Source organism: Streptomyces capparidis, assembly GCF_054782095.1.
This window is the reverse complement of the sequence record NZ_BAAGTD010000033.1, coordinates 23,152-44,887: the sequence shown is the minus strand read 5'-3', so window position 1 is coordinate 44,887 and position 21,736 is coordinate 23,152. Positions and strand designations below refer to the sequence as shown.

The window sequence follows — 21,736 nt, the reverse complement described above, 5'->3', positions numbered from 1 at the left end:
ATCCCCACGGAGGACCCGTGAAGCAGACCCCCGCCCCGGTGGCGCTGGTGACCGGCGGCACCCGCGGCATCGGCCGCGCCACCGCCCTGCGCCTGGCCCGCGACGGCCACGACCTCGCCCTGTGCTACGCCTCCGACGGCGCGGCCGCCCGGCAACTGGAGAAGGAGCTGACCGCGCTCGGCCGCAGGGTGTACCTGCGGCGCGCCGACGTGTCCGACGCCGCCGCCGTGCGGGACCTGGTGGAGGCGGCCGAGGACGCCCTCGGCCCGATCACCGCCCTGGTCGCCTCGGCCGCGGTCCTCAGGGACGCCCCGCTGGCGCTGATGGAGGACGACGACTGGCACGAGGTGCTGCGGGTGAACCTCGACGGCGTCTACCACGTCTGCCGTGCGGTCGTCCCGGAGATGGCGCGGCGCGGGCGCGGCGCCGTCGTCACCCTCTCCTCGGTCGCCGGGCTCCAGGGCAACGCCGCCCAGACCAACTACGCCGCGTCCAAGGCGGGCATCGTCGGCTTCACCACCTCCCTGGCCCAGGAGGTGGGCCGGCACGGCGTGCGGGCCAACGTGGTCGCGCCCGGCTTCATCGACACCGGCATCCTCGACGGCCTGCCCGAGGACGTCCTGGAGCGGGCCGCCGCCCGGATCCCGCTGGGCCGCGCCGGCCGCCCCGAGGAGGTGGCCGACCTGGTGGCGTATCTGCTGTCCCCCGGCGCCTCCTACATCACCGGCACCGTCGTCCGGGTGGACGGCGGGCTGCGCTAGCCGCCCGCCGCCCCGCCGTCCGCCGCCGGCCCCGTCCACCGCCGGCTGGCACCGACCCCACGGGAGACCCCGCCATGCCCCATCCTTTCGACGACGACCGCACCGCCTGCCTCGTCCTGGTCAACGCCGAGGGCGAGCACAGCCTGTGGCCCGCCTTCGCCGCCGTCCCCGAGGGCTGGACCGTCGCCCGCCCCGCGGCCCCCCGCGACGAGGCCCTGGCCTGGATCGACGCCCACTGGCCGGACCAGCGCCCTCGGTCCCTGACCGGGGCCCCGCCGGACCAGTCCGCCCGCGGGTGACCGGCGGCGGGGGCGCGGCCACCGGCGGCCCGGGCGCGCCCCCGCCCGCCCGCTCAGGTCCCGGACACCACCCCGAGGTACCGGATGTGGGGCCGGCCGCCGGGCCCCGCGGCGACCGCGCACCGCACGCCGTAGACCTCGGCGATCAGCTCCTCGGTGAGGACCTCCCGCGGAGTGCCGCCCGCCACCACCCGGCCCCGGTCGAGCACGACCACCCGGTCGCAGTACATCGCCGCCAGGTTCAGGTCGTGCAGGGCCACGACGCTGGTCACGGGGAGCTCCGCGACCAGCGCCAGCAGGGCGAGCTGGTGCCGGACGTCGAGGTGGTTGGTGGGCTCGTCCAGCAGCAGCTCGCGCGGCTCCTGGGCGAGCGCGCGGGCGATCTGGACGCGCTGCCGCTCCCCGCCGGACAGGGTCCGCCACAGGCGCCCGGCCCGGTCGGTGAGGCCGGTGCGGTCCAGGGCGGCGCGCACCGCTGCCTCGTCCGCCGGGGACGGGGGAGCCCAGGCGCGGCGGTGCGGGATCCGGCCGAGCCGCACCACGTCCAGCACCGTCAGCTCCACCTGCGTGTCCGCCTGCTGCTCGACCACGGCCACCCGCCGGGCGACGGCCCTGCGGCCCCACTGCTCCAGCGCCCGGCCGTCGAGGGTGACGACGCCCGAGGCCGGCGCCAGCACCCCGGCGAGCAGCCGCAGCAGCGTGGACTTCCCCGAGCCGTTGGGGCCCAGCAGCCCGGTGACGGACCCGGGGGCCGGGCTGACGCACACGCCGTCGAGGATCAACCGCCCGTCGGCGGCGCGCGTGACCCGGTCGGCGGCGAGCGTCATCGCGCGACCCTCCGGGTGCGGTACAGCACCAGCACGAACGCGGGCACGCCGATCAGCGAGGTCACCACGCCCACCGGCACCTCCTGCGGGTCGAGCGCGGTGCGGGCCAGGGTGTCCACCCACACCAGGAACACCGCGCCGGCCAGGGCGGTGAGCGGCAGCAGCCGCCCGTGCCCGGGCCCGGCCACCGCGCGGGCGGCGTGCGGCAGGACCAGCCCGACGAAGCCGATCGCGCCCGCCGAGCTGACCAGCGCGGCCGTCAGCAGCGCGGTGACGCACAGCAGCACCAGCCGGGTGCGCGCCACCGCGACCCCGAGCGAGGCCGCCGCGTCCTGCCCGAACGCGAAGGCGTCCAGGGTGCGCGCGTGGCCCAGGCAGACGGCCAGGGCGACCACCAGCACCGCCGCACAGCGCCACACGTCGCTCCACCCGGCCCCGCCGAGCGAGCCGAGCAGCCAGAACAGCACCCCGCGGGTGGTCTCCGCGTCGGCGGCGGTCATCACGACGAACGAGGTGAGCGCCGAGAACAACTGCATCGCGGCCACCCCGGACAGCACCACCCGGTCGGTGGTGCCGCCCAGGGTGTGGCTGAGCAGCAGCACCAGCGCGAACGAGCACACCGCCCCGGCGAACGCTCCCCCGGAGACCGACAGCGCGCCGCCGCCCGCGCCCAGCACCACCACCGCCACGGCGCCCGTCGAGGCGCCCGAGGACACCCCGAGCACGAACGGGTCGGCGAGCGGGTTGCGCAGCAGGGACTGCATCACCGCCCCGCACACCGCGAGACCCGCCCCGCACACGGCCGCCAGCAGGGTGCGGGGCAGCCGCAGGTTCCACACGATGCCGTCCCGGATCGGGCTCAGCCCGGAGGTCCCGCCGCCCAGGTGCGCGGCCACCACGGACCACACGTCGCGCACGCCGATGTCCGCCGGGCCGATGGTGATCGCCACCGCGACGGACACGGCCAGCGCGGCGGCGCCGGCGGACGTGCGCAGCAGGACCCCGGTCGCGGTCGCCGCCGTCACCCGGCGAGGCCCCACGCGCGCAGCGCCGCCGCGACCTTCTCCACCCCCTCGACGGTGCGGATCGTCGGGTTCATGGCCTGCCCGCTGAGCAGCACATAGCGCTTGTGCCGCACCGCGTCCATGTTCCTGGTCACCGGGTCGGACTCCAGGAACGCGATCTTCTTCGCGGCGGTCTCGGCCGTCTGCGACCTGCGGGTGAGGTCGCCGATCACCAGCACGTCGGGGTCGCGGTCGACGACGGTCTCCCAGTTGACCTGGGGCCACTCCTGGGTGGTGTCGTCGAAGGCGTTCCGCGCGCCGAGCGCCTCGGTGATCACTCCGGGGGCGCCGCAGCAGCCCGCCATGTAGGGGGACTTCTGGTTGGCGAACCAGTACAGGACCGAGGTGCCGTCGGCGTCGATCCCTTCGGTGGCCCGGTCCATCCGGGCCCGCAGGTCGCGGACGAGCCGCTCGCCGCGCTCCTCCGCACCGAAGACCCGCGCCAGGTCCCGCACCTCGCCGTACACGGTGTCCATGGTCAGCGGCTCGGTCCGCGCCCCGTCGCCGTCGCCGCTGTTGTCCTTGCCCGCGCAGTCGGCGGGGGAGAGGTAGGTGGGCACGCCCAGCTCCCGGAACTTCCCGCGCGGCGCCACACCGCCCTTGGCGAACGTGGACGCGAAGGACGCGGCGACGAAGTCCGGCTCGGCGGCCAGCACCTTCTCGAAGGAAGGGGCGTTGTCGGCCAGCCTGGGCACCCGCGCCTCGGCCTTCTCCAGGCCCTTCATCACCGGGTCGGTCCAGGTGCCGGTGCCCGCCATCCGGTCGGCGAGGCCCAGGGCGAGCATGATCTCGGTGGTGCCCTGGTTCAGGGACACCGCCCGCTCGGGCGGGGCGGCGATCTCCACCCGCTGACCGCAGTTGTCCAGGACCACGGCCCGGCCGGAGGGGGCGCCGGAGGAGCGCGGGGAGGCGTCCTCACCGCAGGCGGCCAGCAGCAGCGCCGAGGCCAGGAGCAGGGCGGGGAAGCGCGGGGGGTGCGTGACGGGCACGGATGTTCCTCGTGTGTCGAGGGCCCAGGCGCGGGACCCGTTCGGACAAGGCCGCCAGCAGGTCTTCGGACTCGGGATCACCCGGACGGGGCGCCTTCCCGGACCTCGGTCGTGCCGACCTGCGTCCAGTGGCTCGTACTGCCCCGCCCGTCACCCTCACCGCTGCGCGTCAGTTCCGGATTCGCACCGGATTCCCTTGACTGGCCCGGGCAAGCTATCACGCCGCCCCAAGCCGCCCGTCCCCCGCCGCCGCCCGCACCCCCGGGTGCCACCGCCCCTGACGCGGCGGCACCCGGGGACCCCCTAGCGGCTGGTGGGCGCGAACACCGCGACCGTGCGCGGCGGCACCGTGAAGGTGCCCGTGGCGCTGTCGTACGCGGCGGACCTCACCCGCTCGTCAGCGCCCGCGGCCTGGACCGGGTGCAGCCCGTGGGCCTCGCCCGCCAGCTCGGCGATCCGCTGGGGGACGCGGTCGGGGGTGGCGTTGAAGACGACCACCAGGTCGCCGAGCCGCATCGTGACCACCCCGGGCACCTCGTCCCGGCCCGACAGCGGGAAGGACAGCGCCCGCTGCACCTGACCGGCCGTGGCCAGGCTGAAGGCGCTCTCCGTGCTGCGGATCCGCAGCAGGTCCCGGTACGCGGCCGCGGCGTGCTCGATCTCCGCGCAGCCCGGCCTGAGGGTGTCCGCGGCCAGCAGCGGCCTGGCGTGCGACCACTTGTCCGCGTTGTCCGCGGCCGGCGGCAGGCCGCGGCCGAAGCCGTTGCCGTCCCGGCAGTCCCAGTGGATCGCGTTGAACCAGTCGCCGCTGTCGTAGGAGTTGCGGTCCAGCGACTTCGAGCGCAGCAGGTCCGTGCCGGCCTGGGAGAGCGCGGGGCCCTGCGAGAAGGCGGCCGTCGCCATCGCCAGGACCTGCATGCGGGCCCGGTCCGCGGCCGGGACGGAGCGGGGCAGCTTGAACGCCAGCGCGTCGTACAGGGACTCGTTGTCGTGCGCGTCGGCGTACGCCAGGGCGTCGCCCGGCGCGTCCGCGTACCCGGCGGGCGCGCCGCCGTAGTCCACGTCGGCGCCGGTCACCGTCCTGCCGCCGCTGTCGGTGAACGTGAACGACTTCAGATTGCCCGAGAGACCCACCTTGATCAGGTCCTGGTAGTGCAGCAGGCGGGCCCGCTGCTCGGCCGGGGAGCCGTTCGCCGCCGAGCCGTTGGGCTCGGTGTACAGCCCGGAGGCGAAGCCCTGGACACCGGGGTCGGCGTCGAACGGGCCGCCGCCGCGCACCGCGTCCCTGGCCCGGTCGGAGAAGGTGGCCACACCCGTGCCGGCCATGTTCTCCTGCGTGGCCTGGGTGAAGCGGGCGCCGTCGGCGACCTCGCCGAAGTCCCAGCCCTCGCCGTACAGGACGATGCTCCTGCCGTCCACGCCGTCCTCGCGGACCGTGAGCGCGTCCAGGGCCGCGCGGACCGCCAGGATGTTCTCCTTCGGGTGGTGGCCCATGAGGTCGAAGCGGAAGCCGTCCACCTTGTACTGCCGGGCCCAGGTGACGACCGAGTCGACCACGAGCCGGCCCATCATGGTGTGCTCGGGCGCGGTGTTGGCGCAGCAGGTCGAGTCGGCCACCGAGCCGTCGGCGAGCAGCCGGTGGTAGTAGCCGGGCACGATCCGGTCGAGCACGGAGGTCCTCGCCTGCCCGGCGGCGCTGGTGTGGTTGTAGACCACGTCCATCACCACGCGCAGCCCGTCCTCGTTGAGGGCCTTGACCATCTTCCGGAACTCCACGGTGCGGCGGGTGCCGTCCGGGTCGGAGGCGTAGGAGCCCTCGGGCACCGTGTAGTGGTACGGGTCGTACCCCCAGTTGTAGGCGTCCTCGCCGGCCGTCGCGGACACGCACTCCTGCTGCCGCTCGGAGTCGGCCGGCAGGGCGGCGAGGTCGCACTCGGGCGCCGCCTGGTCGGCCTTCCGCTCGGGCACGGTGGCGAAGTCGAAGGCGGGCAGCAGGTGCACGTGCGTCGTGCCCGCCTCGGCGAGCCTGCGCAGGTGCCGGGAGCCGTCGCCGTCCTTGTCGCCGAAGGCCAGGTAGGTGCCGCGGTGCGCGGCGGGCACCGTGCCGTCCTCGACGGAGAAGTCCCGGATGTGCAGCTCCTGGATCTGCGCGTCGCGCAGCGGCACCGCCTTCGGCTTCCGCAGCGACGACCAGCCCGCGGGCGCGAGCGCCGCGTCGTCGAGGTCGGCGACGACGCTGTGCCGGGAGTCGGCGGTGAGCGCCACCGAGTACGGGTCGGTGACCGTGTTGGTGACGACCTCGCGGGCACCGGGCGCCCAGACCCGCACCACGTACCGGTACTGCTTGCCCCGCCAGGACCGGGGCCCGGTGACCGACCACACCCCGGCGGCGTCGTCCCGGCGCATCCCGACCCGCCGCCCGTCCAGCTCCAGGTCCACGTCCTGGGCGGTGGGCGCCCACACGGACAGGGTGACCCGGCCGTCCCGGAACACCGGCCCCAGCGGCGCCTTCTCCGCGGCGGCGCCGTACACGTCGTCCAGCGCCCCGGGGGTCTGCACCCCGGTCGCGGCGAGCAGCGCCCCGTTCCCGGCCCGCTGCGTCGCGATGAGCTGCCCGCGCAGCGCGGGGCGGATCCGGTCCCGGTCGCGCGGGTCCACGGTGAACGCCGGGAGGTCCTTCAGGTGGGGGTGCTCGGCCTTCTGCGCGTCCGTCAGCGACGAGGGGATCAGCCGCAGCCAGTGGCCCTCGTGGGACAGCGCGCCGTCCTCGATCGTGATGTCGCCCCGCGGCGCGTACACGAGCTGCTGGCTGGTCGAGGCGGTGGCCCTCACCTGCCACACCACGGTGTGGGCGTCGATCCACTGGGCCTTCGACCTGCCGAGGTCGAGGTCCGGCGCGGAACCCACCGAAGGCAGCAGGTAGCCGCTGTCCCCGGAGTTGAGCCACACCTCGTGGCCGTGGGTGCCGAAGTCCAGGGAGCGGTCCGCGGGGATGTCCTTCTCGTCGCCCCGGTGGACGATGTAGCTCAGGGAGGTGGCGCCCTCGGCGAGCGGGACCTCGAAGGTCACGCCGTAGGCGTCCCGCGCCACGGGCTCCAGCGGGTCGGCCCAGTCGGTGGGCTGCTCGGCCCCCGCCCAGGTGTGCAGGCCCCAGCCGTCCAAGTCGCCGCCGGGCCGGTGGAAGTGGATGACCGCCTTCGCCGGGTCGGGCTGCGGGTACACCCCGCCGGGCCTGGTCGCCGACTGCCCGTCCCGGCCCTGCTCGATCCACACCTCGCCGGTGGCCGCCAGGTCGATGGTGCGCTCCGGCCCGTCGGCCGTGCCGTCCTTGCGGACGGTGTACGCCACCTGGTCCTGGCCGTCCCGCACCGGCACCCACGCGAAGGCGCCGTAGGCGTCGCGCCCCAGGAACTCGCCGGTCGCCCCGCCCGCGGTGAGCCGCCATCCGGTGTAGTCGCCGTCGGCCCGCCGGTAGTGCACCACGGCGTACTCCCGCTCCACGGCGCTGGGCTTACCGGCCGGCGGGGCCTGCCCCGCCGTCGACTGGGCCAGGGCACTCGCCGTGCGCCCCGCGCCGTCCACGACCACCGCCTTGTACCGCAGCGGGGTGCCGGCGCGCACCGTGCCGGGGATGTGGTGGGTGACCTGGTAGGGGGCGTGGTCGGCGGTGCCGAGGGTCTGCCAGGCGCCGTTGCCGGTCTGCGCGGCGAACACCACCCGGCGCGGCCCGCTCCCGGGGGCGTCGGCGGTCACCGTCACCGTGCCCGTGGCGCCCTCGGCCGGGGCGCGCAGCGTGACGGCCGGCGCGGTGCGCGGGGCCGGAACGGGGCGGTCGGCCCGGTGGACCACGGCGGAGCGGGCCGGGACGGTGAGGGTGACGCGCCCCTCGGCGTCGCTGGCCGCGGTCCGGTGGGTGCCGTGGACGCCGGTGAAGCGGGTGCGGGGGGAGTCCGTGCGGAGCGTCACCTCCTTCGGCGCCTCCGCGTTGTTCACGGCCACCAGGTACTCGGTGCGGTCCCGGGCGCCCTTGCCGCCCGGGGCCGCGACGCGGGAGAAGGCGTACACCGAACCCTCGGCGTACCGCTCGGTCTGCACGCCGTCGCGCAGCGCCGGGTGGTCCTTCACCAGCTTCGACAGGGCCGCGATCGTCCGGTACAGCGGATGGCCCGGGTCGAAGGCGTCGTCGGCGTGGGTGCGGCCGGTGCCGAGCTGGTCGTCGTCCAGGTAGTCGGCGACCCGGGAGGCGAACATCGTCTGGCGGGCGTCCTTGTCGCCGCCCGCGCCGGTGAAGCCCTGCTCGTCCCCGGAGTAGACCACCGGGTTGCCGCGGGAGAGGAACATCAGCTCGTGGGCGAGCCGGTCGCGGTCCAGCAGCTCCGCGTCGGACGCCCCCGGGTTGTCCTTGGCCAGCCTGCCGCCGACGCGGCCCATGTCGTGGTTGCCGAGGAAGGTCACCTGCTCGTAGGCGTTCGCCCTGCCGGTGGTGTACCGGTAGTCCTGCGCGAACACCTCCGCGAGGCGGCTCGCCGGCTCGTCCCGCGACGCGAAGCCGAGCAGGGCCTCCTGGAGCGGGAAGTCGAGCGTGGCGTCCAGGCGGCCCTGGGTGACGTAGGGCGCGGTGACGGCGGGGTCGGAGGAGTACGTCTCGCCGAAGATGAAGAAGTCCTCGCGGCCGTGCCGGGCCGCGTGGCGGTCCAGGGCGGTGGCCCACTGGGTCCAGAACTCCATGTTGACGTTGCGGACCGTGTCGACCCGGAAGCCGTCGATGTCGAAGTCCTCGACCCACTTCCGGTAGATGCGCTCAAGGCCCTCCACCACCTCGGGGCGCTCGGTCCACAGGTCGTCCAGGCCGGTGTGGTCCCCGTACAGGCCGCTCTCGCCGGCGAAGGTGGAGTCCCCGCGGTTGTGGTACATCGTCGGGTCGTTGAGCCAGGCGGGCACCTTGACGTCGCGCTCTGCCGGGGCGATCCGCGGGGTGTACGGCATGCCGTCCCGGTCCACCCGGGCGGTGGTGCGGGCGTCGTCGAAGGGGCGCCCCTCGGTGTCCAGGTACGGGTAGGCCCCCTTGGAGCGGTAGGCGTACCGCTCCTCCGCCGGGGTGATGACGTCGGCCGTGTGGTTGGTGATGACGTCGAAGAAGACCTTCATGCCCTTGGCGTGGGCCTTGTCGATCAGCCGCGTGAGGTCGGCGTTGGTGCCGAAGTGCGGATCGACCTGGGTGAAGTCGGTGATCCAGTAGCCGTGGTATCCGGCGCTCTCGCCGTTGCCCTGGACGGGCTTGTTCTTGAAGACGGGCGCCATCCAGATGGCCGTGGTGCCCAGGCCCTTGATGTAGTCGAGCCTCTCGGTGAGGCCCTTGAGGTCGCCGCCCTGGTAGAAGCCCTTGTCGGCCGGGTCGAAGCCGGTGACCGCGCGGGTCCCGGTAAGACCGCCCCGGTCGTTGGACGGGTCGCCGTTGGCGAAGCGGTCCGGCAGGACGAAGTAGAACTGCTCGCGGGTCAGGTCGTGCCGGGACGCCTCGGCCGCCAGGCGGGCGTCCGAGGGCGGCTCCGGCGGCGCGGGCGCGGCGGCGGCCGAGCGCGCCGCGGGCAGGGACGTGACGAGCAGCGCGGCCGCGGCGGCCGCACAGGCCCCGCGCAGCGCGGCGGTGCGGGGACGTCGGCCCGCACGGTTTCTTCGGCCGGTGCCGGGGCGGGGGAGAGCCATCACGCGCTGGCGCCCTTCCATGTTCGGTGGTTGCTGGTCGCTTGCCCGGTGCGCGTCCTGCCCCGGTGGCCCCCTGGCGCCCGGCACCGCGCCGCCCTGCCCGCCGTCACCGCAGGTGGGAGCCGCGGTGGACGGGTCGGGGTGCGGTGCTCATCGCCGTCTCCCGGTGGGTGAGGGCGTCCGCGCGCCGGAAGAGCAACCGGCACATGACTGAAAGACTGCTGAAACTTGCGGCAAGATGTTGGCAACGTAGAGGCCGCCGCGCCCCCGGTCAATAGGTGTGCGGGCGTCCGCCGGAGCCCCGCGCGGGGAGGGCGGGGCACGGGCCGGGCGCGGCCGGGTTTGTGCGGCACATGTCACCGCGGGCGCGGTGGAGGCGGGGCCGGCCGGGTGCGCCCGCCCAGCGTCGCCGCCCCGGACGGCGCGGAGTCGGGCCCCGGGGCTGTCGTCACGTCCCCGTCGCCGCCCGAAGGGCGGCCCCGCCGCGTCCGGCGCGTGCTCTCGGTGTGCCGGGCGGAGTTCCTCCCGCCGGGCGCACTCGGACTTTCACCCGGCGCGGCGAGGGCGCGGGCCGGGCGGGGACCCGACGGCGGGCCCCGGGGGCCGCGCGTCGCGCCCTCCCGGCGGGCGGGTGCCCGGCCGCCTCCTTCGGCCGCGGGTGCGCGAACCCCCGGCGCGGCGGTAAAGCGGGCCTCAACCGCCTCCGTGGAAACTCCCTGCCCGGCCCTTCCAGGGCCCGCGACCAGGCGCGCCCCCGCAGGACCGCGCCCGGCCGCAGCCCGTCCCACCCCCCTGCCGACCCGCGAGTGACACCCCGTCACCGCCCGTCCCGCCCCGGAGGCCCCGATGGCCCGCTCCGTCTCCTCGCCCCTGCTGCTCGCCGGAATGCTCGCCTCGGTGGGCGCCGCCCACTTCGCCGTCCCCAAGCAGTTCGACGTGATGGTCCCCCGGGCGCTCCCCGGGTCTCCCCGGGCCTGGACCTACGCCAGCGGCGCGGCGGAGCTGGCCCTGGCGGCGGGCCTGCTGGCGCCGCGCACCCGCCGGGCCGCGGCACGGGCCGCGGGGGCGTTCTTCGTCGGCGTCTTCCCGGCGAACGTGCAGATGGCGCTCGACTGGCGCGGCCGCCCCGCCGCGCAGAAGGCGGCGGCCTTCGCGCGCCTGCCGATGCAGGTGCCGCTGGTGCTGTGGGCCCGCTCCGTCGCCGCGTCCGCCCAGGACGACGCCGCGCGTCCGCACAACGTGGTGCGTCTGCACGACGACGACGAGGATCTGCACGCCGCCTGACACCCGCCCGCCCGCCCGCCGAGCCGGACCGCGCCCGTCCCGCACCCGGGCGGGCGCGGTCCGCGGCGGGTCCCGCGGCCGTCGGCCGCCCCCGGGGGGAAGGGCGTCCGCCGTATTGACGCGCACGCGAGCGTCCCCATGAATGGGAGCGCTCCCACCCGTGACCCGCCGTCAGGAGGCCGCTTCCGATGCTCCCACCGCCCGAACCCGCCCCGCGGGCCGCCCGTCCCGGATCGGGCCGCCGCGTCCGGCGGCTGGCCACCGCCCTCGCCGGGTGCCTGCTGGCCGTCGTGCTCCCCGGCACCGCGCACGCCGCCGAGCCCGCTCCCGCCGCCGACCGCACCGTCCACGAGGCGGAGGACGGCCAACTGCACGGCGTCACCGTCGGCTCCTCGGCGGAGGGCTTCTCGGGCACCGGCTACGTCGAGGGCTTCGACGCCTCCGACGACCAGGTGACCATCACCGTCCCCGGCGGCCCCGGCGGCCTGTACGACCTGACGGTGCACTACCGGGCGCCCTACGGCTCCAAGGTGAGCTCCCTGCTGCTCAACGGCAAGGGCGCCGGCGACGTGCCGCTGCCCGAGTCGCACACCTTCACCACCGCGGAGGCGGGAAGGGTGCTGCTGAAGCCGGGGGACAACACCGTCACCCTGCGCAGCTTCTGGGGCTGGTACCAGATCGACGCCATCAGCCTCGCCCCCACACCGCCGCGCGGCCCGCACCAGGCCACCGGCGTGCCGGTGGACCCGCACGCCACCCCGCAGGCGCGGTCGCTGCTGCGCTACCTCACCGACAACTACGGCCGGCACACCCTCAGCGGCCAGCAGGACATGGGCTCCCTCGCCTGGGTCGAGGACAACATCGGCCGCACCCCCGCCATCGCGGGCCTGGACATGATGGACTACTCCCCGAGCCGGGTGGAGCGCGGCACCTCGTCCAGGGAGGTGGAGAACGCCCTGGCGTGGCACCAGCGCGGCGGCGTCACCGCGTTCGCCTGGCACTGGAACGCCCCCGCGGGCCTGATCGACCAGCCCGGCAAGGAGTGGTGGCGCGGCTTCTACACCGACGCCACGACCTTCGACGTGGCCGCCGCCCTCGCCGACCCGCGGTCCGCGGAGTACCGGCTGCTGATCCGCGACATCGACGCCATCGCCGCCCAGCTCGCCCGGCTCAGGGACGCCGACGTCCCCGTGATCTGGCGGCCCCTGCACGAGGCGGAGGGCGGCTGGTTCTGGTGGGGTGCCAAGGGCCCCGAACCGGCGAAGAAGCTGTACCGGCTGATGCACGAGCGCATGGTCGGCCACCACGGCCTGCACAACCTGCTGTGGGTGTGGAACTCCCTCGACCCCGCCTGGTACCCGGGTGACGACGTGGTGGACATCGTCAGCGCCGACACCTACCCGCCCGCGGGCGACCACAGCGCGCAGAGCGGGGCGTACGAGCGGCTGGTGGAGCTGGTGGACGACACCAAGGTGGTGGCGCTCAGCGAGAACGGGCCCATCCCCGACCCGGACCTCACACGCGCCCACCAGGCCCACTGGAGCTACTTCACCACCTGGAGCGGCGGCTTCGTCGAGGACGGCGTCACCAATTCGCGGGAGCACCTGCGGCACGTCTACCACCACCGGGACGTCATCACCCTCGACGAGCTGGGCGACTTCACCCGCCACGGGGGCTGCCGGGCCGACTGGGAGGTCATCGGCCGCTGGGACGACGGCCACCTGGTCCGCGTCACCGTCACCAACGGCGGCGACCGGGCCCTGTCCGGTTGGCGGGTCGGCGCCAACCGCGCCACCGGCGCGCCCGTGGCGGACCACTGGAACGCCCGGCTCGCCGTGACGCCCACCGGCTGGTCCGCGGAGAACCTCGGCTGGAACGCCGCCCTGGAGCCCGGCCGGACCACGTCCTTCTACCTCAGGTGGGACGCCGCCGAACCGCGAGCGGTCACACCGTCGCTGAGCTGCCAGGCCCGCTGACACCCGCCCCGGTGGGGCTGAGGCCCCGCCGGGGCCGTCCCGCGGCGACGGCCGGGGCGCCGCTCCCGTGTCCGCCCTCCCGGGGCCGGACCGGGTCGCTCGCGCACCCGCCCCGCGGGGCGGGCAACCCTGGGCCGGGTGCGCGGGTCGAAGAGGGTGGTGCGGGAAACGAACCCCCGGCAAACCCCCGCATACAACCATGAACCGGTTTCCCTCGTCTCATCCGCCGGTCGAACACGACGACGGCGGCGGAACGGGCCCGCGGCCGTGACCCCCGCGTACCCCGCCCGATGTCCCGACCGGGACAGCGAGGAGTTCCACTCGTGCGCACCACACGCTGGACCGCCTTGACGGCCACCGCCGCCGTCCTCGGCGCCGCAGCCCTCACCTCCGCCGTCGCCCCGCAGGCCGCGGCGGACCCCCTGCCGCCGCCCGCCACCCACGACGACTTCAACGGCGACGGCTATCCCGACCTGGTCACCGCGGCACCGTCCGCCACCGTGGACGGCCGGGCCGGAGCCGGGTACGTCGTCGTGCTCTACGGCGGCGAGGCGGGGCTGAGCACCGCCCACCGCACCGTGATCAGCCAGGCCACGGCCGGTGTGCCCGGCGCCCCGGAGGCGGGGGACGCCTTCGGGCAGGCCGCCGCGTCCGGCGACCTGGACGGCGACGGGTTCCCCGACCTCGTCGTGGGCGCGCCCGGCGAGGACCAGGGCACCGTCCGGGACGCGGGCGGGGCCGTCGTCCTGTGGGGCTCGGCCAAGGGCCTCACCGGCACGAGCACCGGGCTCAACGCGAACCCGCCGGTGGAGGGGGACAGGTACGGCCTCGGCCTCGCGGTCGGCGACTACTGGGGCGGAGAGCGCAACATGGCCGCGGTGCAGGGCGACGGCGCGCCGTCGTTCGTCTCGTTCACCGCCGACCGGCAGCCCTCCGTGCAGACCCCGCCCGCCCGGGCGCAGGGCCGGGCCGCGTCCGCCGCCGACTCCGTCACCGAGACCGGCCTGGTCTCCGGCGACTTCAACCGCGACCACATCGACGACCTGGTGCAGCTCGGCACGCTCACCACCCCCGAGGGCGTCGAGCCGTTCGGCTTCTACATCCAGGGCACCGACCAGGGCCCGATCTTCGGCGCCGAGTTCCGGGGCGGGACCGTGGGCGCCGTGGGCGACGTCAACGGCGATGGCTACGACGACCTGGTCACCGGCCACCCGGAGCAGGGGCAGGGCAACGCCAGGTTCTGGCCCGGCAGCCAGTACGGCTTCGGCGGCGAGCACGTGGAGTTCACGCAGGACACCCCGGGCGTGCCGGACACCGGCGAGAACGGCGACCGGTGGGGCTCTGACCTGTCGATCGGGGACGTGGACGGGGACGGGCACGCGGACGTGGCCGTCGGCGGCGACGGCGAGGACGTCGGCACGGTGCGGGACGCGGGCGCGGTGTGGCTGCTGCGCGGCTCCGCCGACGGCCCCACCGCGACGGGCGCCCAGATGCTCCACCAGGACTCCGCGGACGTCCCCGGCGCCGTCGAGGCGTCCGACCGCTTCGGCGGCCAGGTCAGGATCATCGACGCCGGCCGCGACGGCACGGCCGGTCTGGTCGCCGCGGCCCCCGGTGAGAACGGCTCGGACGGCGTGGTGTGGGTGCTCCCCGGCACTGCGTCGGGCCTGACCGCCTCCGGGTCGTGGACGTTCGGCGGCGGCTCGGTCGGCGCGCCGTACGACGGGGCGCGCTTCGGGGCCACGATCGCCGAGTGATCCGCGGGGCGCGGCGCCCGTGAGGGCCCCGCGCCACCCGCCGCCGGGAGCCCGCCGGGGCCCCCGGCGGCCGCTACCGCGCGGGCAGGGCGCCGGCCGCGCCGGTGCGGTCGGCGCCCTCGTGCAGGGTCTCGGCCATGGGGGAGGTGCCCTCCGTGACATAGCCGCGGATCGAGGCCAGGTACTCCTCGCGGTCGATCCGCCCGTCGCCGTCGGTGTCCAGGGCGTGGAACGCCGCCCCGGCGTTGTCGGCGCGGTTGCCCAGCGCCTCCCGCAGCCGGACGAACCCCGCCCGGTCCAGCGTGCCGTCGCCGCCGGTGGCGGCGAGGTCGAACAGCGACCCCAGCGCCTGCCGGCAGACTTCGTCGAAGGCCTCGGCGCCCGCCCAGGCCGCGTACTCCTCGAAGGTGACCCGGCCGTCGCCGTCGGCGTCCATCGACGCGTACACCCGTTCGTGGGCCGTGTGCGCGGCGCGGACGAGCGGGTCGTCCTGGGCGCGCCCCAGGGCCGCCGCCGCGCGCGCCGGGCGGGTGAGGTACTCCTGCCGGGAGATCACGCCGTCCCCGTCCACGTCGAGCATGGCGAAGATGTGCCTCTTGGCGGTGGTCGCGTCCATGACGTTCCTTCCGTCGAGCCGGGGGGCGCGCCGCCCCACTACCTCGCCCCGCCGCACACGGGACGGGCCGTCCCCCGGCCGGCGCGCAGGCGCCCGGCCCCGGGAACGTCGGCGGCGGGACCGCCGCCACACACCCTCAACCCGCCCGGGGCCGCCCCGGTCACGGCCGTCCCCCGGACGGCCCTGCGACCCGCACCCGGCGGCGGCGCCCCCGAGGGCCCGTCAGGCGCCCGCGCGGCGCAGCCGCTCCTCGATCTCGCCGGCCAGCCGGGCGACGGCGGGGCCGCCTCCGGGGTGCAGCGTCGCCTTCTTGGCGTTGAAGCAGCGCACCCACAGCCCGGCCGCCCAGGCGGCCTCCCGGTCGGCCGCGGTCCAGGGCAGCCCCCTGGCCTCCTGGTAGGCGTGCAGGAACCGCTCGGTGTGCGGGATCGACGCCTCGCCCGGACGGCCGCCCAGCACCGCGTGCACCGTGGCGGCGGCCCCGGCGATGACGATCTCCGGCAGCGCCACGACGCTGTCCCAGTCGTGCACCGCGTGCAGGTCGCCGCCCTTCCAGACGACGTTCTGCGCCTCCCAGTCGCAGTGGCCGACGACCGCGTCGCCGAGGTCCTGCCCGGACAGCCGCCGCCGGATCCGGGCCGCCGCCTCGTCCAGCCAGTCCGGCCCCGGGTGCTCGTTGAGGTCCTCGTCCCGGTCGTCGGGGATCGGCCACAGCCTGCCCTGGTCGTGGTCCCACCACACCCACGGCGGGGGCGGGTCGAGCGGTCCCGCCGCGTCCACCGCCGGGGCGGTCGAGACGAAGCGGGCCAGCGCGGCGGCCGACCGGGCGGAGTCGCGGGGCGCCACGTCGAGCGAGTCGCCGTCGTCCACCAGCGTCTCGACCGTCATGATCCGGCCGTCCGCCCGGAACGGCTCGCCCAGGGGTTCGGCGCACGGCAGACCCGCCGACCACATCAGCCGGTGGGTGCGGCAGCACCCGATCAGCCGCTCGGCGAACGGACGCACCTTGACCACCACACGGCGCCGGTCCGCCAGCTCCACCCCGAGGACCGTGGACAGGTGGGCCCAGCGCCACAGCTCGGCCCGGGGCGGGCTGCCGGCGGTGCGCTCCAGCAGCGCGGAGAGGCCGGAAAGGGTCGGCTCTTCGGAGGTGATCAGTTCATCGGTCACGGTGGGCCCCTATCGTCGGTCGTACGGTACGCGGACGGTGTGCGGGCGGTGCGCCGAGGGTGCGGCGCGAGAGCGGTGATGCGGGCCGAGTTCGCCACCATGGCCGCCGGCGGTGGGGCGTCACCCCCGGCGCCGCCGTCCTGCTCGACGTCGCCGGCTCCGCTGCGGACGGGTACGCGCGGCTTCTCGGGACCGCCGTGCTCGCCCGGCTCGCCGACCCCGCGCTGCCCCTGGAGACGTGCCTGGACGGCGCCGCCGGGGCGGGGCGGCGGCCGGGAGCCACGCCTGCCGCCACAGGCCGCGGACGAGCGCGGGCCGGCCCGGCCGCGCCGGCCTGGTCATCGTGCCCCACGGGGCCTGCCCGGCCGGGGCGTCCGGCGGGAACAGCGTGCCGGCCCGGGCGAGGAGGAACCTCTTGGCCCGCCGCCCGCCACAGGAGGTCGTGGAACCCGCCGTCGTCGGCCGGATCGCTGAAGATCAGACCGGCTTGCGGCAGCGGGCCGCCGGCCCCCGGGGCGCCCAGTGTGCCGGCCACTTCGGTCCACGCCGCCTCGCCGAGCGCCGCGTAGTGGTCCATGGTCGACTCGTCGACCACCGCCGCGATCCGCCCCCACCCCAGCGGCCGGTGCAGCGCCCCCAGGTCCATGGGGGCGCAGGAACAGCAGGTCGGCGTCGGCGTGGACGTCGTAGCCGGGCCACGGCGGCAGGCTGCCCCGCAGCTCGGGGGAGTGGCGCCAGTGGAACAGGTGGCCGGCGGTGCCCCGGCCGACTGCGCGCGCCACCGGGTCGGCGCCCGGGCGCAGCGGCACCACCGTCACGTTCCCGCCCGGCCCGAAGCGCTCCCGGGCCGGTTCCGGCTCGTCGTTGGCGTCCACCACGACCACGGCGGCGCCGGGGTGGCAGCACAGCAGGGACCGCACGGCCGGCACCACCGGCTCGCCGCTGAGCCGCCCGCGGGTGACGAACCGGAACCGCGCGGAGACCGGCCCCGCGCTCGCTCGCACGGCGGCCGTCAGGACAGCGAGAGGGCCCGGCCGCCGGCCCGTCTGCGCCCGCCGGAGCGCTGGAGGTCGAAGGTGAGGGTGAGCTTGCGCAGCCACCGGTCCGTGCCGTCGTAGCGGGCCTCGAACGGCTCCCGGCCGTGCACCGCCCGGTAGTTGTCGATCAGCAGCAGGTCGCCCGGCTCCAGCCGGACCGGCAGCAGCCCGCGCTCCAGATGGCGGCACAGCCGGGAGAAGGCCCGCACGGCCGCGTCGTCCCCGGGCGCGGTGGCGGTGTACGCCGGATCGACCCGCAGGTACGGCCGCGAGCCGCCGAAGAGCACGGGACGCCACACCGGCGGCAGGTCGCCGGACGCGCTCGCCCGCACGTGCTCGGGGTCGGCCCGGATGGCGAACCGCGGCTGGGAGAGCACCTCGCGGTCCTCCTCGCCGAGCCGCAGCCGGCTGCCGGTGGCGACGGTGGTGGCGGTGCGCCGCGGGTTGCGCAGGCACAGCAGCGCGAGCACGTCGCACCGGTCGTCGTCGAAGGCGTCCTCCACGTGGACGTCGAGGTCGGCCAGGCTGCTGTGGCCGGTCTGCGCCTGCTCCTGGCCCTCGATCGGCAGGACGTCGTTGAAGAGCCTGCCGTCCTGGAGGGTCTGCCAGCACACCGGCTCGCCGACCTGCACCGCCACCAGCGCCAGCCACAGGTCGTGCACCACCGTGGCGCCGCGCCCCCGCACCCGCCAGTGCGGCGGTGTGGGGCCGACGTCCTCGGCGGGGCGGGGCCGGCGCACCACCGTGACCGGGCACCCCCGCCGGGACCTGACGCCGGACAGCGCGTCCACCAGCCGCGCGGGCAGCGCGTCCCGGGATCCGGCGAGCGCGGCCAGCGCCTCGGGGCCGTCCGCCGCCCCGTGCCGCGCCGCCAGCACGCGGATCACCTCGTCCGCGGGCCGCACCTCCCGTGCGGTGAGCCGGATCTCCCGGATGTCGGGCGCCTGGGCGGACCGACGCATGCGTGTGCCCTCCTGCCGTCGTCAGCCGCCCCGGCCCCGGCGGGGCGGCACGGTGGTGTCCGCGGTGTTCGCCGCGAGTTCGGTCAGCAGCCTCGCCCACGGTTCCACGGGGAACCTGCGGTCGACGATCTGCCGGTTGCGCCGCAGCACGGCGGCCATGCCGGGCGCCTCGGAGCGGTTGGCCCGCATGGCCGCCACCAGCTCGGCGCCGGACCGGGCCATGCCGTCGGCGCCGGGGTCCACCGGGACGAAGGAGAACTCCTCGCCGTACACCGGTGTGAAGGCGGCGTACGAGGTGCTCGCGCACGGCAGCCCGGCGACGGCGGCCAGGGCGGGGCCGAGCCCGACCGTCTCGACGTCCCCGGTGTTGGGGGTGAAGACGACCCCGCCGCCGGTCGCCGCCGCGATCCGCAGCAGGTCGATCTCGTCCAGTTGCCACGAGCCGGCGGGATCCCGGACGCTGCACAGCGGGACGCCGTCCAGGAACCGCACGTCGGGCAGCACGTCCAGGCGCCGCGCGGTCCGCAGCACCTCCTCGCTGTACCCCGGGTCCTCCGCCAGGCTGCCGAACACCAGCAGGTACGGGGCGGGCAGACCGCGGTCGGCGCTGGCCGCCCCGGCCGCGGCGAGCAGTTCCAGGGAGAGCTCCACGCCCTTGACCCGGAACACCCGCACCGGGTTGAGCAGGACGGGCCGCCGGGGGTCCAGGTCCTGGTCGGCGAGGAACCGCTCGTGCCGCGGCTCCAGGGGCTCGGTGGGCACGCGGGGCAGGATGTTCGGCACCACCCGGGGCAGCCCCCGCACCGGGTAGGCCGCAGTCTCGTGCGCGAGCGCGTCGGAGACCACCGCCCAGCGCACGCCGGGACCGACCTCCGGCAGCGGGGTGAACTCGTTGGGGCGGTCCGGGTACATGCGCACGCCCTCGTCGTGCACCGCGCAACTGGCGAACAGGTCGTGGTCCCAGAACAGCACGCCGCCGGACCTGGTCTCGCGGTGGCGGTCGCGCGCCGCGGCGTGCAGGGCCTTGGTGACGGGCACCGCGTCCGACAGCGTCATGTTGACCGCGACCGTCCAGTCCACCCGGGTCTCCCGCAGCCACGTCAGGAAGTACTCGCGGTACCGGGCGGCGAGGCGGTCGATGCGCCGGTGCAGTTGCTCGCGGCCGGCCGGGTCCAGCTCGGCCGCGGCCGCGACCGAGGTCCGGATCGCCGTCCACTCGGCCGCCGCCGCCCCGGGGTCCCCCAGGTCGGGCGGGGCCGCGCGGGCCGTCCCCAGCAGGGCGGACGGCTCCCGCTCGGCGGGCCCGTGCGGGAAGAAGGCGGGCTTGTCGGGCCGCCACGAGTAGCCCAGCTCCGCGGGGACCGGCACGTCGAGCAGATCCATCTCGACACCGAGCCCCACCACGTTGCGGAAGATCGTCAGCAGTCCGCTGGCGGGCACCCCGTCCCCGCAGACCAGTCCCACGCGCATCGGCGTCACCCGCCCGCGATCTGGGTGTTGATGATGGCCTCCACCAGTGTGGCGCCGGCCTCGGTGAGGACGACGCTGCCTGCTCTCCTGTCGACCCGCACCAGACCGCGGTCGGCGAGCGAACCGAACACCGCCCCCCACCTGCCCGACAGCAGCGAACCGCCGGGGAAGCGGGAGCGGTGCACCTCCTCGAGCAGCGGCCGGCAGGTGGACAGCGCCATCTGCACCGCACGCACCTCGCGGTGGTCCGGGCTCACCGACGTCACGTTCTCCAGCGGGATCTCGCCCCTGCCCACCCGGTCCAGGTACTCCGCCGGAGCGGCCACCGCGTTCGCCTCCGCGTGCCCGCACCAGGTGTACGCGCCCAGCCCGATGCCCACCTGCGGCACCTGCTTGTCCTGATCCAGGTTCAGCGACCGCCACAGCTCGGGGCCCACCTCCCGCCGCGGGAAGTACGTCGTGGGGTGCTCGTAGTACGAGGCGGCGGTCAGCCGGGCCACCGCGCCCTCCCGCATCTGGAACTGCCGGCCCAGCGACGGCCAGCGGTAGCCGCGCGCCGCCAACTGCTCGCGCACCCGCGGGTCCTCCCACGGGGCCGCGGACACGTGCCCGATCGCCGAGTCCACGTCGTGGAAGGACCGCAGATGCAGCTTGATCGCGACGACGGTGTCGAACCCGGCCTCCACCATGCGGTCCACGTCGTCGAGGAAACCGGCGACCGTCTGGCCGGGCAGCCCCCACACCAGGTCCCCGTCGACCCTGGTGAACCCCATCCGCCCGGCCGCCGCCCGGACTTCGAGCGCCTGCTCCCCGGTGTGCCGCCGGTTCGCCACCGCGAGCAGCCGGTCGTCCAGGGACTGGATGCCGTAGGTGAGGGAGGTGAAGCCCGCCGCGCGCAGCGTCCGCAGCACCTCGCCGGTGAGGGAGTCCGGGCTGCCCTCCGCGCGCAGCGACGTCCGCCCGTCGAAGGCGAACGTCTCCCGGTAGAAGTCCACCAGCCGGGTGATCTCCTCGGGCGGCAGCACGCTCGGTGTGCCGCCGAACAGGCAGAACTCGCCGACCGGGGTGGTGCGCAGCGCCGGGACCGCCTCCACCCACAGCCGCGCCTCCGCGATGTTCGCGTCCACCCACCGGCGCGCGGTGGCGTCGGCCACCTCGGACCTGCTGCTGGTCACGAGCACCGGGAACTGGCAGAAGTGGCACCGGTACCGGCACAGCGGGATGTCCGCCCACAGGTGGAAGGACGGCGCCCGGCGCAGCTCCCGGTCCAGGTCGTGGAAGAACCGCCGCGGATCGCTCTTCGCGTCCCCGGTGAAGACATGGGTGAACGCCTCGGCCTGCACATAACCGAGCAGTTCGTCGTTGCGTTCCTCGGAAAGCAGCGACGAGATCCGCGGCCTGGGGTGTTCGGGGTCGATATCGGCGAGGCTGCGGAGCGCCGTTCCGCGATCGTAGGAGTGGGCCGTGCTGGTCGCCATGCGTCTCCGTATCCATTGCGTCCGAGCGACAGGGCGCGCGTCGAGTCGGCGGCGCACGGCCACCGGAACAAATACGGATCAGTGATCATTGCCATTCGGGAACCACACTCCCGCCCAAGCTAAAGCAGGCCCCTGGCACGGTCAACAGCGCCCCGTGTCACTGGCTTGAACCCGTGGTGCGCACCGCCGCGGGGCGGGGGAGCGGGGGCCGAGACGCCGTCAACACCTCACGTCCCAGGGGTCACAGCAGGTCACGGGCCCGGCCCCGCCGCCCGCCGGCCGCTCGTCACCCGCGTGTCCCCGCCGCCCCGGAGGAAATCACGGGAGGCCCGGCATATTC

The 21,736-nt window shown here is 75.7% G+C and carries 14 protein-coding genes and 1 riboswitch; of the genes, 5 read left to right on the top strand and 9 right to left on the bottom strand.

The genetic code is table 11. The features are described 5' to 3' along the window. Positions 1-17 precede the first annotated feature (17 nt). Together fabG and ACYVO2_RS24495 are read left to right on the top strand one after the other, a co-directional pair. Entirely contained in the window at positions 18-761 is a 744-nt protein-coding gene (gene fabG, locus ACYVO2_RS24500; RefSeq protein ID WP_461010126.1) for a 3-oxoacyl-ACP reductase FabG, read from the top strand. 74 nt (positions 762-835) lie between these two features. Further along, the gene (locus tag ACYVO2_RS24495; RefSeq protein WP_461010125.1) at positions 836-1,060 is read left to right on the top strand and encodes an MbtH family protein; all 225 of its coding nucleotides are present in this window, start codon (positions 836-838) and stop codon (positions 1,058-1,060) included. A gap of 53 nt (positions 1,061-1,113) precedes the next feature. Here the strand turns inward: ACYVO2_RS24495 and ACYVO2_RS24490 are convergent, their stop codons facing one another. The 4 genes from ACYVO2_RS24490 to pulA all read right to left on the bottom strand — a co-directional run bounded on the left by ACYVO2_RS24490 (position 1,114) and on the right by pulA (position 9,646). Further along, positions 1,114-1,887 (bottom strand): ABC transporter ATP-binding protein, encoded by a 774-nt coding sequence (locus ACYVO2_RS24490; RefSeq protein WP_461010124.1) that lies wholly within the window; start codon positions 1,885-1,887, stop codon positions 1,114-1,116. Continuing rightward, a complete protein-coding gene (locus ACYVO2_RS24485) occupies positions 1,884-2,912 on the bottom strand; it encodes a FecCD family ABC transporter permease (protein WP_461010123.1) in 1,029 nt (342 codons plus the stop codon). The genes ACYVO2_RS24490 and ACYVO2_RS24485 overlap by 4 nt, the downstream gene beginning before the upstream one ends. Then, positions 2,909-3,940 (bottom strand): ABC transporter substrate-binding protein, encoded by a 1,032-nt coding sequence (locus tag ACYVO2_RS24480; RefSeq protein ID WP_461010122.1) that lies wholly within the window; start codon positions 3,938-3,940, stop codon positions 2,909-2,911. Before ACYVO2_RS24480 ends, ACYVO2_RS24485 begins: the two co-directional genes overlap by 4 nt. A gap of 39 nt (positions 3,941-3,979) precedes the next feature. Next, positions 3,980-4,160: riboswitch (cobalamin riboswitch) on the bottom strand. An 83-nt stretch (positions 4,161-4,243) separates the two neighbouring features. Then, the gene (gene pulA / locus ACYVO2_RS24475) at positions 4,244-9,646 is read right to left on the bottom strand and encodes a pullulanase-type alpha-1,6-glucosidase (protein ID WP_461010121.1); all 5,403 of its coding nucleotides are present in this window, start codon (positions 9,644-9,646) and stop codon (positions 4,244-4,246) included. 846 nt (positions 9,647-10,492) lie between these two features. On the opposite strand from pulA, the gene ACYVO2_RS24470 reads away from it, so the two are divergent. The 3 genes from ACYVO2_RS24470 (at position 10,493) to ACYVO2_RS24460 (ending at position 14,663) form a co-directional block, all read left to right on the top strand. Next, the gene (locus tag ACYVO2_RS24470) at positions 10,493-10,930 is read left to right on the top strand and encodes a DoxX family protein (protein WP_461010120.1); all 438 of its coding nucleotides are present in this window, start codon (positions 10,493-10,495) and stop codon (positions 10,928-10,930) included. Between the two features lie 188 nt (positions 10,931-11,118). Further along, positions 11,119-12,906, top strand: coding sequence for a glycosyl hydrolase (locus ACYVO2_RS24465; RefSeq protein WP_461010119.1), 1,788 nt, complete (start codon positions 11,119-11,121; stop codon positions 12,904-12,906). Positions 12,907-13,229: 323 nt separating this feature from the next. Beyond that, entirely contained in the window at positions 13,230-14,663 is a 1,434-nt protein-coding gene (locus ACYVO2_RS24460; protein WP_461010118.1) for an FG-GAP-like repeat-containing protein, read from the top strand. Positions 14,664-14,736: 73 nt separating this feature from the next. Here the strand turns inward: ACYVO2_RS24460 and ACYVO2_RS24455 are convergent, their stop codons facing one another. From ACYVO2_RS24455 to ACYVO2_RS24435, 5 genes are all read right to left on the bottom strand, one after another. Continuing rightward, the gene (locus ACYVO2_RS24455; RefSeq protein ID WP_461010117.1) at positions 14,737-15,279 is read right to left on the bottom strand and encodes an EF-hand domain-containing protein; all 543 of its coding nucleotides are present in this window, start codon (positions 15,277-15,279) and stop codon (positions 14,737-14,739) included. A gap of 222 nt (positions 15,280-15,501) precedes the next feature. Beyond that, positions 15,502-16,449, bottom strand: a complete 948-nt coding sequence (locus ACYVO2_RS24450) for a hypothetical protein (RefSeq protein WP_461010116.1) — start codon at positions 16,447-16,449, stop codon at positions 15,502-15,504. 1,012 nt (positions 16,450-17,461) lie between these two features. Beyond that, positions 17,462-18,448: a TauD/TfdA family dioxygenase gene (locus ACYVO2_RS24445; RefSeq protein ID WP_461010115.1), complete on the bottom strand. Its 987-nt coding sequence runs from the start codon at positions 18,446-18,448 to the stop codon at positions 17,462-17,464. Positions 18,449-18,469: 21 nt separating this feature from the next. After that, a complete protein-coding gene (locus tag ACYVO2_RS24440; protein ID WP_461010114.1) occupies positions 18,470-19,918 on the bottom strand; it encodes a hypothetical protein in 1,449 nt (482 codons plus the stop codon). 5 nt (positions 19,919-19,923) lie between these two features. Beyond that, entirely contained in the window at positions 19,924-21,396 is a 1,473-nt protein-coding gene (locus ACYVO2_RS24435; RefSeq protein WP_461010113.1) for a radical SAM protein, read from the bottom strand. Positions 21,397-21,736: the final 340 nt, after the last annotated feature.